11 protein-coding genes are annotated in these 15198 nt (G+C 64.5%); 5 read left to right on the top strand and 6 right to left on the bottom strand.

Annotation, left to right across the window (positions count from 1 at the left end; genetic code table 11):
- From DSC91_RS20070 to DSC91_RS20050, 5 genes are all read left to right on the top strand, one after another.
- A complete protein-coding gene (locus DSC91_RS20070; protein WP_115780547.1) occupies positions 1-939 on the top strand; it encodes a branched-chain amino acid ABC transporter permease in 939 nt (312 codons plus the stop codon).
- Positions 932-2221, top strand: coding sequence for a branched-chain amino acid ABC transporter permease (locus tag DSC91_RS20065; protein ID WP_115780546.1), 1290 nt, complete (start codon positions 932-934; stop codon positions 2219-2221). Before DSC91_RS20070 ends, DSC91_RS20065 begins: the two co-directional genes overlap by 8 nt.
- Positions 2218-2970, top strand: coding sequence for an ABC transporter ATP-binding protein (locus DSC91_RS20060; protein ID WP_115780545.1), 753 nt, complete (start codon positions 2218-2220; stop codon positions 2968-2970). Before DSC91_RS20065 ends, DSC91_RS20060 begins: the two co-directional genes overlap by 4 nt.
- Positions 2967-3680, top strand: a complete 714-nt coding sequence (locus DSC91_RS20055; protein WP_115780544.1) for an ABC transporter ATP-binding protein — start codon at positions 2967-2969, stop codon at positions 3678-3680. Before DSC91_RS20060 ends, DSC91_RS20055 begins: the two co-directional genes overlap by 4 nt.
- A gap of 560 nt (positions 3681-4240) precedes the next feature.
- The gene (locus DSC91_RS20050) at positions 4241-6523 is read left to right on the top strand and encodes a hypothetical protein (protein WP_115780543.1); all 2283 of its coding nucleotides are present in this window, start codon (positions 4241-4243) and stop codon (positions 6521-6523) included.
- An 839-nt stretch (positions 6524-7362) separates the two neighbouring features.
- On the opposite strand, the gene iolB is transcribed toward DSC91_RS20050, so the two are convergent.
- The 6 genes from iolB to DSC91_RS20020 form a co-directional block, all read right to left on the bottom strand.
- Positions 7363-8163: a 5-deoxy-glucuronate isomerase gene (gene iolB, locus DSC91_RS20045; protein WP_115780542.1), complete on the bottom strand. Its 801-nt coding sequence runs from the start codon at positions 8161-8163 to the stop codon at positions 7363-7365.
- Positions 8160-9086 carry a myo-inosose-2 dehydratase gene (iolE, locus tag DSC91_RS20040; protein WP_115780541.1) on the bottom strand — a complete coding sequence of 309 codons (927 nt, stop codon included), beginning with the start codon at positions 9084-9086 and terminating at the stop codon, positions 8160-8162. Before iolE ends, iolB begins: the two co-directional genes overlap by 4 nt.
- A 10-nt stretch (positions 9087-9096) precedes the next feature.
- Positions 9097-11061: a 3D-(3,5/4)-trihydroxycyclohexane-1,2-dione acylhydrolase (decyclizing) gene (iolD, locus tag DSC91_RS20035; protein ID WP_115780540.1), complete on the bottom strand. Its 1965-nt coding sequence runs from the start codon at positions 11059-11061 to the stop codon at positions 9097-9099.
- Complete coding sequence (locus DSC91_RS20030; protein ID WP_115780539.1) at positions 11058-13091, bottom strand: bifunctional 5-dehydro-2-deoxygluconokinase/5-dehydro-2-deoxyphosphogluconate aldolase; 2034 nt, start codon at positions 13089-13091, stop codon at positions 11058-11060. The genes iolD and DSC91_RS20030 overlap by 4 nt, the downstream gene beginning before the upstream one ends.
- Positions 13092-13157: 66 nt before the next feature.
- Positions 13158-13988, bottom strand: a complete 831-nt coding sequence (locus DSC91_RS20025; protein WP_115780538.1) for an ATP-binding cassette domain-containing protein — start codon at positions 13986-13988, stop codon at positions 13158-13160.
- Positions 13989-14001: 13 nt separating this feature from the next.
- Positions 14002-15177, bottom strand: a complete 1176-nt coding sequence (locus DSC91_RS20020) for an ABC transporter permease (protein ID WP_115780537.1) — start codon at positions 15175-15177, stop codon at positions 14002-14004.
- Between the last annotated feature and the right edge of the window lie 21 nt (positions 15178-15198).

Raw genomic sequence — 15198 nt, 5'->3', positions numbered from 1 at the left:
GTGCAGTCGTTCGTCATCAATCTGCTCAACGGCCTCAGTTACGGCCTGCTGCTGTTCATGCTGTCAGCGGGCCTGACACTGATTTTCAGCATGCTCGGCGTGCTGAATTTCGCGCACGCGAGCTTCTACATGCTCGGCGCGTACGTCGGCTTTTCAGTGGCGGTGCATGCGGGTTTCTGGGGGGCGCTCGTGATCGCGCCGCTGATCGTCGGCTTGATCGGCGCGGGGCTGGAGCGCTGGCTGCTGCGCCGCGTGCGTGTGCACGGTCATCTCCCCGAGCTGCTGCTGACTTTCGGCGCCGCGTATCTGCTCGGCGAGCTGGTCAAGCTCGGCTGGGGCCTGAGTCCGCTTGGCGCGACGGTTCCCGCCGCGCTCGAAGGACCGTTGTTCACCGTCTACGGCGCGGCCTTCGCACGCTATCGCGCCTTCATGATGGCGGTGTCGCTGGCGATGCTGGCCGTGCTCTACGCGGTGCTGCGCGTGTCGAAGGCAGGGCTGATCGTACGCGCCGCGCTCACGCATGCGAGCGCTGTCGAGGCGCTCGGCCACAACGTGCCGCGCGTGTTCACCGGCGTGTTCGCGGCGGGCACGGCGCTGGCCGCGTTGGCCGGCGTGATCGGCGCGCCGCTCTTCGTGATCGAACCGTCGATGGCGGAGTCGCTCGGCTCGATCGTATTCGTGGTGGTCGTGATCGGCGGACTGGGCTCGTTGAGCGGGGCATTGGCGGCGTCGCTGATCGTCGGGTGCCTGCAAACTTTCGCGGTGGCGAGCGACGTGTCGTTGGGCGATCTCACGGCAGTATTCGGGGGCGCGCTGCCGGCCGCATGGGACGCGCTGACGCTGGCGCAGCTCGCCCCGTTGATTCCCTATCTGCTGCTTGTCGCCATGCTCGCGCTGCGCCCGCGCGGACTGTTCGGACGGCGTGACGATCATGCGTGAGCCGCCCGACAACTTCGCGGTGCCGGCAACCGCGTCGCGCTCGGCGTTGCGCAGGTTCGCGCCATGGCTCGCGCTCGTCCTGTTCCTCTCTGTGCCGCCTTTTGTCTGGCCGCAAAGCTGGCTCCTCGCCTATCTCGCACAGACCGCGACGATGATCGTATTCGCGCTCTCGTACAACTTGCTGCTCGGCGAAACGGGTTTGCTGTCGTTCGGACATGCCGCTTATTCCGGCCTCGGCGCGCTTATCGCGGCGCAAGTGTTCAATCGCATCGGCGTGCCGTTGATGCTGCTGCCATTGATCGGCGGCATGGGCGGCGCATTGTGCGGGGCGTTGTTCGGTTTTGTGTCGACACGGCGTGCCGGGACGGCCTTCGCGATGATCACGCTCGGCATCGGCGAACTCGTCGCGGCGGCTGCATGGACGCTGCCCGACTGGTTCGGCGGCGAGGCCGGCGTGCCGATCGATCGCGCGAGCGGGCCGATGCTCGCAAGCTGGAGCTTCGGCCCGGCGCGCGAGGCGTACGCGCTGATCGCGTTGTGGTGCGTGCTGGCGTGCGCAGCCATGTTCGCGTTGTCGCGCACACCGTTCATGCGGCTCGCCAATGCCGTGCGCGACAATCCGGCGCGCGCTGCCGCGATCGGTTGCTATCCACGCCGCATCCGCTATGGCGTGGTGGTGATGTCGGCGTTTTTTGCGGGCATTGCCGGCACCCTGGGGCTGATCAATGTCGAACTGGTGTCGACGGAAAGCGTCGGCACGATGCGCTCGGGCGCCGTGCTGATCGCGACGGTGATCGGCGGCACGGCGGCGTTTTTCGGACCGGTCGCGGGTGCGATCGTCCTGACGTTTTTCAGCGTCGCGGTGGCGAGCGTGACGCGGGCCTGGCTGTTCTATCTGGGGCTGTTCTTTGTCGTGATCGTGGTGGCGTCGCCGGATGGATTGGCGGGCTTCGCGCAGCGGCACACGGCGCGCGTCGCCGCCTACGGTTGGCGCGTGTGCGGCAAGGCGTATTTATGGGGCGCGGCCTCAGCGGTGCTATGGACGCTGGCCGTCGTGCTCGCGGTGCAATGGGCTTATGCCGTGCAATTCAGTGCGGGCGACGGCGCGGCTTTCAGCGTCTTTGGCGTGCCGCTGGAGACGGCCTCGCCGCATCTTTGGCTCGGCGTCGCGGTGTTCATGCTGGCCGCGCCAGGCGCACTCGCGGCGCACTACGCGGTTCGCGCGCGAGCGCGTCTTGCCGTTCACGCCAGCGCCACGCCGCTTACCGGAGATGCGCGATGATCCCGGCTCTCGCCGTCTACGGCGTCGAAAAGCGCTTCGGCGCCACGCAGATTCTGCGCGGCGTCGATCTTGCTATCGAGCCCGGTGAGCGCCACGCATTGATTGGTCCGAACGGCGCGGGCAAGTCGACGCTTTTCAATCTGATCGCCGGCGGCGCGCGGCCGAATGCCGGGCGCATCGATCTGTTCGGCGCGGAGATCACGCGTCTTGCGCCGGCCGCGATCACGCGCCGCGGCCTCGCGCGCAGCTTCCAGACCACCAGCGTGTTCGCTCGCCTCAGCGTGTTCGACAACCTGCGCTGCGCGGCGATGCTGGCCGAGCGCGACCGCACGCGCTGGTGGCAGCGTTTCAGCGGCTCACGCACGGTCGATGCCCGCGCCGACCAGGTGCTCGAAGCCGTGGGACTGAGTGCGCGCAGACATATCCAGGCCGGCACACTCAGCTATGCCGAACAACGTGCGCTCGACCTCGGTCTGGCGCTTGCAGGCGGCGCGCACACCTTGCTGCTCGATGAGCCCACCGCCGGCATGAACCGCGCCGAAGCGGCGCGCGCCATCGAACTGATTCGCGCGACCACCGCCGGCCGTACGCTGCTGATGGTCGAGCACGACATGGATGCCGTGTTTGCGATCGCCGACCGCGTGTCGGTGCTGGTGCAAGGCCGCATCATCGCGACCGGCACGCCGGCGGCGATTCGCGCGGATGCGGCGGTGCGCGCCGCCTATCTCGGCGACAACGTCCGCACATGACCGCCTTGCTCGACATCCAGCACCTGAACGCCTGGTACGGCGCGAGTCAGGCCCTGCACGGCGTCAATTTGCGGATCGACGCCGGCGAAGTCGTCGCCCTGGTCGGGCGCAACGGCTCCGGACGCTCGACGCTGGCGCGCGCCATCATGGGCCTCGTGCGCAGCGAGGGCGAGTTGCGGTTTGCCGGCTATGCACTCGGCGGCCTGCGCACCTTCGAGATCGCTCGCCTGGGGCTCGCTTACGTGCCTGAGCATCGCGACATTTTTCCGACGCTGAGCGTCCATGAGAATCTGCAACTCGGTGTGGTGCCGCGCGCTCGCGGCCGCATACCGCGCTTTGCCCTCGACGACGCGTACGAACTGTTCCCTGTCCTGCGCGAACGAAAGCGCACGCGGGCCGGCGTGTTATCGGGCGGTGAACAACAGATGCTCACGCTCGCCCGGGCCTTGCTCGGCGACCCCGATCTGCTGGTTATCGACGAACCCGGCGAGGGGTTGGCCAGCCAGGTGATGGGGCAGGTCGCGCACTGTCTGCGGATGCTGCGTGATCGCGGCGTGGCGATGCTGCTGATCGAACAACGGCTCGTCATTGCGCAAGACATCGCCAGCCGGGTTGCGGTGATGGGGCACGGCGAAATTGTCTTCGATGATGCGCTCGCGTCGCTTGTGACGCGCCCGGACGTCATGCAGGAATGGCTGGGCGTGGGGTAGGGGCGATGCCCAAGCCCGGTTTCGCAAGGCCGAACCGCAGCGTCCATGGCGGGTGTCTTGCTATGGCCTTATTGCAGCGCCGCATTCAAGATTGCGACCATTTTGCTGTCCTGACGTGCGCGTCACGCACTGCGCTATGCACGCGCCCCTCATTCCGCGCTCGAGTCCCGCCCAGGATGCCGTTTGAATCCCGTTTGCGTACAGGTCGCTCAAGGCCGACGCGTGGGGCTTCCCAACGACTTGTTCTAACGATTCAAACGCTTGATCGTTTGGTGAGCGTCCTCCAGAAATCTTGTCGGCAGCGCGCCGACAAATCAAGACAATCAGGTCAAAGGCGCGCAACGGCGACGCGGTGTTTAAAGCCGGCGTATGTGCGACCGACCATGCCGTGCCGGGCGCGCGAAAGACGCGCAGCGGCTTCAGGAGGAGACATCGTGAAACAGACAGACGCGTTGCGCGAAGCATCGGCTGACAGTGTGCGGGCCGAGCCCGCGCTCCGGTCGCTTCAAAGGAGGTTGTCGCGCCGAGCGGTGCGAACGCCGCTTGGAGAAACGTGGCGCATGCGTGCCGGCGCCGGTGCCGCGCTGGTGACGGCTGCGCTGCTGATGTCGGCGTGCGCAGACGCGAGTTCCACGACGGGCGATGCTGCATCGGCATCGTCGACACAAACGAACGCGACAGCGAACGCCGTGAGCGACAACGACAGTCCGCGGACCGCCAGATCTCGGCCGGATGAGGGACTCGCCGCCAACGCGACGAACGGTGCCGCCGTTGCGAGCGCGGATCAACCCGCCTCCGCATCGCGTCCCGCACTCGAACTGGCCAAGGCCAAACAGCTCGCTGCCGAACAGCGCGTCGCCGCACGTGTGCCCGCTGCGAGCGGCATGACCGAGAAGCGCAGCCGTCCGTTGACGCTGCGCGATTCCGGCATCGACGGTTCGTTGATGTTCGCGCGCGACGTCGACTTTCGCGTGACCGGCGACATCGGCTTCATGATCCACGATATGGCGGCGACGCTGACTCCTGCGCACGCCGGCCAGCCGATCGTGTTCGACGATCCGACCAGCGTGACGATCAACGTCCACCGCGGCGAGGTCACGCTCGACAGCGCCAGGCTCACGGCGATTTTCGACCGCTACCTGTTCCAGTATCAGGGCTCGCCATTGCGCAATATGCGCGTGGTGCCGCAAGACGGCGGCACCTTGCGTATTACGGGCGAGATGCATCGCGACACATGGGTGCCGATCGTGCTGACCGGCTCGCTGTCGATGCGCAACGCCGACGACCTCGTGTTCCATGCCAGTCACGTCGAAGTGGCCGGTGTCGGCGCCGACAAACTGATGCAGGCCGCGCACGTGAAGATGGCCGACCTGTTGAAGGTGGACACGCCGATCGCGCGTCTCGACGGCGACGACGTGGTGATGCAGGTGGCCAGACTCACACCGCCGCCCGCGTTGCGCATGACGATCACGCAGATCGACGCCAGCGCCGCAGGCGTGCGCTTCACGCTCGACGACCACACCGTGCAGAAGATCGACTGGCCTGCGACGATGCCGCCGCGCGGCATGCTGGTGCAGGGCGGCGACGTGAAGTTCATGCGTTCGATGCCGATGAACATCGACATGGCGCTGACCCCGCTCGATACGAACGCGCCGTTCGTGCTCGACCTGTACCACTACCGCGAGCAGATGGCGGCCGGCTACTTCACCTTCGACGAAGCTGGCGCGCTGGACGTGCACTTGCCGTCATATCCGATGCTAGCCAGCGCGGTGAAGGAAGGGTCGACGCAGATAGGCAGTGCGCGCGCGCGCTTTAACGACAGCTTCATTCGCGCACAACAGGTGTCGCTCGCACAGGCGCGCCTCGTGTGGCGACACGTGCCGCAGACGTTGCGGACGGCGTCGATTGCACGCGCGATGCCGGTCGGCACGCGTGCGGCGTTTTCCGGCCAGAGCATGGCTGCGCCCGGCGCCGCGCTCGGCGACGAGCGGCACTCGTCCGGATCGGCGCCGCTGATTCACGTCGAGAATGTCGACTTCTACGTTTCGGGCCGAGTCGGTTTTCATGTGCGTTCGCTGGATGCGCAGATGGTGCCGAAGAAACCGGGCCAACCGGTCGATCTCGACGATCCCGACCAGTACGACATTCGCATCATCGGCGGCGAGGTGGTCGAACCTTGGCCCGCGATGGCGGCGTTGTTCAACGACTATCTGCTCGACTATGAGCCGCGTTCGCTGAACGATTTGCAGTTGAAGCCGGTGGACGGCAAGTTGCAAGTGACGGGCGGCATCAAGTTGTGGAATCACTTTCCTGGCGTGTGGCTGCCGACGACGATGAGCGGCACGATCGTGGCCCGGGACGAGCGGCATCTTGTCTACGAGCCGACCTCGGTGAAGGTATTGGGGGTGCCGCAGGCGGGGTTGTTGCGGGCACTGGATATTCCGCTGGCGTCGTTGACACCGTTTGCGCGCAAGGGTGTTGCATTGAAGCGTAACGAACTGGTGTTCGATCAGTACACCGTGTTTCCGCCGCCGGTTTTGCAGGGGCGGCTGGCGAGCGCCACGGTGACTGATGAAGGTCTGGTGTTGAAATTCAAGCGCGATGGTTCTGTTGCTGTCGCCAGGCCGCCTGCCGGTGCGGCGAAGAGTTTTGTCTGGATCGAATCGGGTGATGTGAAGATGTTTAATTCGTTGGTCACGAATGGCAGGACTTTTATTAAGGATAGTTCCAATCCTGGGGTGATGAGGTTTGATCTTTATGGGTATCGGAGGGATGTTTCCCGCGGGACTGTGAGGATGGGGGAGGATGGGGGGCTGGAGGTTGATGTTGCGGCTAGGAGATAGTGGTTTTTTTGCCTGTTCGGCGGTTGTTGTTTGTTTGCCTGTGGCGGTGGGCTTTCCTTGATCTGTTTTTCTGTTTTGTGCTTCTTGTCAGTCTGCCTGCGGTGTTGCCTTTCCTTGAATTGCTAGTGGTCTATTAGCGTTCGCCCCTGTGCGGGGCAGGCACTTACTTCTCTTTGCCGCCGCAAAGAGAAGTAAGCAAGAGAAAGCGGCTCACACCGATCCTGCTAAGCGGGTCCCGCAGCTCGCAACGGGTAGTGGTGCATCTGGAATCTGTGTTCGTGCCCCTGCCTATGCGTGTGACAAGGGCGTCATACTTCCGGCGGCGCTACGCGCGCCGAAGCGTACTTCCGAAAACCGATCGCTGCGTTTTAGCGCTCACGCCTCCTTCGGCGCAGTGGCGTGGTGTTTCACCTCTGTCGCGTTGGTGCGTCGCCGAGGCGAAGCCGATGGCTCCCACCGAACCCAAACGAAGCCGCTGGTTTCCCAAGCAGACCCGTCCGCGACGCACGCAGTGCGGAGTGGGAGCTGATGAGCCCCTTGTCACTAACGCCTGAAGGTGCGAGGGCACGGATTCCAGATGCACCACTACCGTGTGCGAGCTGCGGGACCCGCTTAGCATGATCGGTGTGAGCCGCTTTCTCTTGCTTACTTCTCTTTGCGGCGGCAAAGAGAAGTGAGTGCCTGCCCCGCACAGGGGCGAACGCTAATAGACCACTAGCAATTCAAGGAAAGGCCAACACCGCAGGCACACAGAAAAAGCCCCCAAAACAGGCAACAAAATCAAGAAACCCCCAACCGCCGCAGGCAACCAACCCCTCGCTCCGCAGGAGAAACAAAAATCAGCCATCCTTATTAATAATCCACTCATGCGCAGGATCATTATGAAAATGCCACACACGCTGCCCGCCTGCCATCACATTCAAATAATAAGAATCATACCCATAGGGAACCACAACCGGATGATACCCACGCGGCACCATCACGACGTCGTGATTCTCAACCGCCATCGACTCATCGATATCGCGCATATCGGTATACACACGCTGAAAGGCAAACCCTTGCGGCGGATCGAGCCGATGATAGTAAGTCTCTTCGAGCGAACTCTCATGAGGCACATTATCGGTATCGTGCTTATGCGGCGGATAGCTCGACGCATGCCCGCCGGGCGTCCGAACTTCAACCACAAGTAAAGACTCCGCAAGCTCGGTCTGCGGAAGAATATCGCATACGTAGCGCGTATTCAGCCCCTTCCCACGCGTGGAGCGCTTCATCGTGGAAGGTTCGATCAACCTCGCGGGATACAAACCCTTGCCAGGCGCACTCGCCACGCCAACCTCGGCATCGCGACAGGCGCGAACCGTCGTCCGCACGCCTGGCGGCAAATACACCGCATACGGCGCGGAATCCTCGAACACGCTGTCGCGCGACCCCAGCGAACTCCATTTGGCATCGCCGGTTTCAATATCCACCGCGCCGGTGAGCACGACGATGCACACCTCTCGCGACGGCTCAAACACATGCACGACTTCATCCGCGCCCAACCGGTACGCGGCAAATCCCACATACCGCCAGCACGCCGACTCAGGCGTCACCCGCGCGATCGTCTGGCCCTCGCGCTGAGCCTTCACCAATAAACTCATGCTGCCTCCTGCCCAATCTTGTCACCGGCGTCGAGTGGCGCATCCACCAGCGCTCGCAAGGTCCTGAATCCTTTCTGCGCGTATTCGTACGATGGCGCCACCACCGGGTCCTGTTCCGCTTCAACCACCAGCCAGCCGCGATAACCATGCCGCTTCAATCGATCGACGAGCGCCGGGAAGTTCACCGCACCATCGCCCGGTACCGTGAACGCTCCGGCGATCACGGCATCGAGAAAGCTCCAGTTGCGATTGCGCGCCAGTTTCATCACCGCGGGTCGAACGTCCTTGCAGTGTACGTGACACACGCGCCCGATGTGTTTGTCGAGCACCGCGAGCGGATCGCCTCCGGCAAACGTGATGTGCCCGGCGTCGAATAGCAGGCCGACGGCGTCGCTCGTGCGCGACATCAGTTGATCGACGTCAGCCGGCGTTTCGACATACGCGCCCATGTGATGATGGTACGCCAGCCGCACGCCGCGGCTTAGCGTGTAGCGCGCGAATTCATCGACGCGCGTCGCATACGCTGCCCATTGCGCTTCGCTGAAAAAACGCGGGCGCTGGTACAGCGGCTGCGGTGCGCCCTGGATCGAATCGGCGACTTCGCCGTAGACCATCGCGGTCGCGCCGTTCTGTGCGAGCAGGTCGAGATGCGGGCCGACGGAGGCGATTTCCTCTTCCACGCTGCGCCGCGCGAGTCGTCCGGAGTACCAGCCGGATACCAAGGCCAGATCGTATTGGGCGAGCAGCGTCTTTAACGCCTGCGGCTCGCGCGGAAACTTGTTGCCGAGTTCGAACCCCTGGTAGCCGATCTGGCGTCCTTCGGTCAACGCGACTTCGAGCGGCGTTTCGCCACCAAGCGATGGCAAGTCGTCGTTCATCCACGATAAGGGATTGATGCCGATACGTACGTCGAAAGCAGTCATGCGGGCGTCCTCATTCGTTGTCGATGCGGCCGGGGCGGTCGCTGGGCGCGGCGCGTGCGGCGAGTTGCGCGTCGTATTGCGATCGCGCGGCACGCACGGTGTCGCGCGCCGATACCTCGGGCACCGCGACTTCCCACCACCAGCCGCCGTCGGCCGTGGTACGGGCCGGATCGGTGTCGATGCTTATCACGTAGGTGCGATCGGCGGCGCGCGCACGTTGCAGTGCGTTTTCAAGTTCGCCGATGTTCGCGACGTGCTCGGCCTGCGCGCCGAGCGAGCGTGCATGCGCGGCGAAGTCGATCTTCGGTGCGCCGAGCGGGCCCTGCATGCAGTCGTCGAGCAGGTTGTTGAACGGCGCGCCGCCGCAGGCCTGCTGCAAGCGGTTGATGCAGCCGTAGCCGCGATTGTCGAGCACCACCACGATCAGCTTCGCGCCGATCATCACCGAGGTCGCGATCTCGCTGTTCATCATCAGATAGCTGCCGTCGCCGACCATCACGATCACTTCACGCGCGGGCCGTGCGAGTTTCACGCCGAGTCCGCCGGCGATTTCGTAGCCCATGCACGAGTAGCCGTATTCGACGTGATACGCGCCTGGTTTGCCGGCGCGCCAGAGCTTGTGCAATTCGGCCGGCAAGGTTCCCGCGGCGCACACGACGATGTCGTCCGTCGCGGAACGCGCACTCGAACGCTGCACCGCGCCGATCACGTCGCCCTCGTACGGCAGCACGGTGTCGCGTTGCGGCGCATGTGTGAGCGTGCTCACGGTATCGCGCCAGCCCGCCGCGAGTTTGTGCGCGCGCGCGGTCCATGTGCGGTCCGCGTGCCAGCCTTGCAGGGGTTCGGCGAGCGCATCCAGCGCGAGACGTGCGTCGGCTTCGACCACCAGCGCGCGATGCTTGAGGCCGTCGAACGGATTTGCGTTGATGCCGATCACGTCGGCCTGAGTGAACAATGTGTTCGAGCCGGTCGTGAAGTCCTGCAAGCGCGTGCCGATCGCCAGCACGCAATCGGCGTCGTGGGCGAGCGCATTGGCGGCGGGCGAACCGGTCACGCCCAACGCGCCGGCGTTCAACGGATCGTTCCACGCAAGCGATCCCTTGCCGGCTTGCGTTTCCGCCACCGGAATGCCGTGCGCGGCGGCGAAGCGGTGCAGCGCATCGGTCGCGTGGCCATAAAGCACACCGCCGCCCGCGACGATCAGTGGGCGTTCGGCGCGGCGCAGACGGGCAACTGCCGCTTCGATGTCTTCCACGCGTGGCGCGGGGGAATGGAATGTGACGACGCGTGGCGCAAAGAAGTCGGCCGGGAAATCCCACGCCTGTGCTTGCACATCCTGCGGCAAAGCGAGCGTGACGGGGCCGCACAACGCCGCATCGGTGAGCACGCGCATGGCGCGCGGCAACGCATTGAGCAACTGCGCCGGATGCACGATGCGGTCGAAGTAGCGCGACACCGGCTTGAACGCATCGTTGGCGGAGACGCCGCCATCATGGAAATCCTCGACCTGCTGCAACACCGGATCGGGCGCGCGGGAGATAAACACATCGCCGGGTAACAGCAGCACAGGCAGACGGTTCACATGCGCGAGCGCGGCCGCGGTGATCAGATTGGTCGCGCCGGGTCCGATCGACGTCGTGACGGCCATCATGCGGCGGCGGAAGTGCGCCTTCGCATAGGCGATCGCGCTGTGCGCCATCGCCTGTTCGTTGTGAGCGCGCAGCGTGGGCAACGCTTCGCGGTGCTGATACAAGGCTTCGCCGATTCCCGCTACGTTGCCGTGCCCGAAGATCGCGAACACGCCGCCGAAGAGCGGTTCGGTGCTGCTGCCGTCTTCGGTCGCGACGCGCTGCGCGGCGAGGTAGCGAACCAGCGCCTGGGCAGTCGTCAGGCGGACGGTGCCGTCCGATGGCGCGCGGGCCTGGGTGGCGTCGTTGGCGGACGCCGCATCGTGATGCAATACGCGCTGATTCATGCGGCCTGCTCCTGATGTGTGTGGCTCGCCGCGGCGGGCTGCGTGCTTGCCGTTCCACGCGCCGCACGCCACGACGCAATCAGTGTTTCGAACGTGCGGCGCACCCGGGCGATCAGCTCGTCGTCGCCGATCTCACCGGCGAGCCACGCATGGCTCGGCTCGTGAAAAATCGTGCGGCCCACGGTAAAGCCACGGCACGTTGCCGATTGCGCCGCCGCCCGAAAGCCCTCGTTCAATTGCTCGACGCCCGCCGACAAACCGAGCAGCACCACGCCCCGGCAGTACGGATCGCGCTCGGCGATCAGCGCGTCGACGGCTTGCCATTGCGTGGCGTCCATCGGTTCGAGCTTCCACCATTCCGGATAGATCCCGATGTTGTACAGCCGCTTCAGCGCGCGATAAACAATGTCCGGCGCTTGCGGCAAATGCGCGTGTTTCGGCGGAATCACTTCCAGCAGCAATTCGTGGCCGCTCGCTTGCGTCGCGTCGTAAAGCGCACGCAGTTGCGCTTCCTGTTCGAGGCGTTGTTCGACGGGTTCGTCGGGATGAAATTGCACGAGGCACTTGGCGATGTGTTCCTGCGGCCACGCGATCAGCGTCGTGCCGATCGAGCGGCCGTGGTCGAACACGAGCGGCACGGAGCCGGGCAGTTCAACCGGCCGGCCGATCCACCAGCCGCGTCCGGTGGCGGCGTTCAATGCGTCCTGACCGTAGCGGTCGTCGCTCAAGATGCCGATGCGGCCTTGCAAGCCCAAGGCGGCTTCCGTCTGCGCGACGGCGTCGACGAACAAGCCCTTCAATTGCACGATGCGCGCCTCGCCGGCGCCGGTCTGCTGGGCGAGTTCGAAGAACTGGTTGCGGTGGTCGAACGCGAAGCCGAGTACTTCGTCCCATTGTTTGCGGGCAGGGGAGACGCGATGCAGGCGTGCGAGCGTCGCATCGCGGTCGGGGCGGCGCATGCGTTGCGGATCGGCCTTGGCTTCGCGCAGGAAGTAGTCGAGTTCGGCGGGTGTCGGCATCGCGGGCGCACAGCCGTGACGCGAGACGACCAGCGCGCCGCTGGCGTTGGCCGCCCGCGCGCACGCTTCGAGCGGTTGATCGCGCAGCCATCCGGAGAGAAAGCCCGAGGCGAATGCGTCGCCCGCGCCGAGTACGTTGAGCACTTCGACTTCCACGCCGCCGTGAATCGGCAAGTCGTCGAGCGTGGCGGGCACGGTGCCGTCGATGATCTGGCAGCCCATCGGCCCGCGCTTCAGAACCAGCGTGGCCGGCGTCACGGCGCGCACCATCGCGAGCGCGTCGACGAGTTCGGTCTTGCCGCCGGCGATGCGGAACTCCTCCTCGGTGCCGATCACGAGGTCGAACAAAGGCAGGATGCGCTGCAAGTGCGCGGTCACGCCTTCGCTGGCGACAAAGCGGGTTTCGCCGTCCGCCTTGCCTGTCAGGCCCCACAACACCGGGCGATAGTCGATATCGAGTACGGTGCGCACGTTATTGCGCCGTGCATAGTCGAGTGCGCGGCGGCTGGTGCGATTCACCTGTTCGGTCGAAAAGTGCGTGCCGGTAATCAGCAGCGCTTTCGACGACGCAATATACGCCTCGTCGAAATCCGCTTCATCCACCGCCATATCCGCGCAGTTCTCGCGATAGAAGATCAGCGGAAACGTATCGCGGTCTTTCAGTCCCAGCAGAACGAGCGCGGTCAGGCGCTCCTGATCGATGCGGACACGACTGACGTCGCAGCCTTCTTTTGTCAAAGTCTCGGTGAGAAAGCGGCCCATATGATCGTTGCCGACCCGCGCCAGCATCGCTGATGCAAGTCCGAGCCGCGCGCAACCGAACGCGATATTCGCCGACGAACCGCCGAGGTACTTCGCGAAGCTCGACACGTCTTCGAGCCGCGCGCCGACCTGCTGCGCGTACAGATCGACGGCAAGGCGGCCAAGGCAGACGATGTCGCGACTGCGGTCCGGCGCGAAACGGCTGCCGTTCGCGATTCCGGTTCCGCTGGATGTGCTGGAGTGATCCATGAATATTCCTGAATAGCTGAACGCGGGCGTGAGGCGCGGCAAGCGCCGGAAACCCGCGTGAATGAATCAGATCGTCGCGCCGTCGAGTTCGCCGATCATTTTCTGCATTTCGGCGCCGCCGGCCATCATGTCGAGTACTTCGTCCTTGCTGATGGTGTCCTTCGTGAACGTGCCGAGCGATCTGCCGCGATTGAGCAGCGTGAACGAATCGCCGATCGGATACGCGTGATGCACGTTGTGCGTGATGAAGATCACCGAGATGCCTTTGGCGCGCGCCGTGTGGATCAGCTTCAGCACGTTGAAGCTCTGCTTGACGCCGAGTGCGGCAGTCGGCTCGTCGAGGATCAGCACGCGCGCGCCGAAGTGAATCGCCCGCGCGATGGCGAGGCACTGTTTTTCGCCACCGGACATCGTTCCGATCGGTTGATGCGGATCGCGCACGTTGATGCCCATTTCGGCGAGCTTGTCGCGTGCGGTGGTGGCGCTGGTTTCGAGGTCCATCACGTTCAGGAAGCCGAACAGTTTTTTCTGCGGCTCGCGGCCCATGAAGAAGTTGCGCGCCACCGACAGCAATGGCACCAGCGCAAGATCCTGATAGACGGTGGCGATGCCGAGGTCGAGCGCGTCTTTCGGCGACTCGAATTGCACTGGTTTGCCGTCCACCAGATATTGGCCGGAGGAGGGCCGATGCACGCCGGCGAGCGTCTTGATCAGGGTCGATTTGCCCGCGCCGTTGTCGCCGAGCAGGCAATGCACTTCGCCGCGCTTCAGACGCAAGGTCACGCCACTCAGTGCGATGACCTGGCCGAAGTACTTGCTGACGTCTTCGAGCGCGAGGATCACGTCGTCCTGCGGCTCGCTCGTGCTCGGGTGGCTGACGGTATTCGTATCGGACATGGTCGTCTCCTCGTTACGACTGCGCGACGCGGCGGCGCACGTAGTGATTGAACAGCACGGCGATCAGCAGCATCACGCCGAGGAACACGCGGAACCAGTCGGAGTCGACATTCGTGTAGGTAATGCCGATCTGCACGACGCCGAAGATCAGCGCGCCGAAGCAGGCGCCGATCACCGAGCCATAGCCGCCGGTCAGCAGCGTGCCGCCGATCACCGCCGCGATGATGGCTTCGAATTCGGCCTGCAGACCGCGGTCGGCCGCGGCCGAGCCGATGTCGCACACTTGCAGCACGGCGAACAGGCAGGCGCAGAACGCGGTCAGCACGAACAGCGAAATCTTCACGCGCCGCACCGGCACGCCGACGTTCTTCGCCGCGTTGGCGTCGCCGCCAACCGCGAAAATCCAGTTGCCGAAGCGGGTCTTGGCGAGGGTGAACGCGCAGACCGCGGCAAGCGCGAACCACCAGAGCAGCACTTTCGGAATGCCCGGCACGAGCGGATTGCCGTTGTCGAGCATCTTCACGATACCGATGTGGCCGAGCCAGACGAACAGGCTCTTGAAAGCGACACCCTGGAACAGGGTATGGGCGAGCCAGTCGTGAGCGGCGACGTCGCCCACGCCGGAGATGATCGTGCGGTCGGCGAACATGACCGAAAGGGCCAGCGTGAGGCCGCGCAAAATGAACAGGAACGCCAGCGTCACGATGAACGACGGCAGCCGCGTGCGCATCACCAGATAGCCGTTGAGGGCGCCGAGCAGCATCGATCCGGCGAACGCGAACACGATCGACAAGGCAATCGGCCAATGGAAGTACATCGTGGGCAGCGCGACCATCATCCCCGAAAAGCCGATCATCGAACCGATCGACAGATCGAATTCGCCGGCAATCATCAGGAGGCACGCGCCGACCGCGATCAGGCCGAGATACGCGGCCACTTGCGACCAGTTCATCACGCCGTCGAGGTTGAACATGCCGGAGTTACCGGCTGCAATCCCAAACACGAGGAACACCATCACGGTGCCGGCGAGCGCGGCGAATTCCGGACGGTTCAGCAGATGCCGGAACCATGATTCCTGGCGCACGCGCTCATCGGCCGCTGCGGGCGCACCGCCGGACGTCGACGTCGTCGCGGTGCTCGAAGGGGGCTGCTTGCGCGGATGGGGGTGGAAGGGGTTGGCTACGCCCATTGAAGCTCTCCTTGATGCGCC

The sequence above is a fragment of the Paraburkholderia caffeinilytica genome, from assembly GCF_003368325.1.
GTDB classification, from domain to species: domain Bacteria; phylum Pseudomonadota; class Gammaproteobacteria; order Burkholderiales; family Burkholderiaceae; genus Paraburkholderia; species Paraburkholderia caffeinilytica.
Note: the sequence above shows the minus strand (reverse complement) of the source record. Positions and strands in the feature narration are given on the sequence as shown.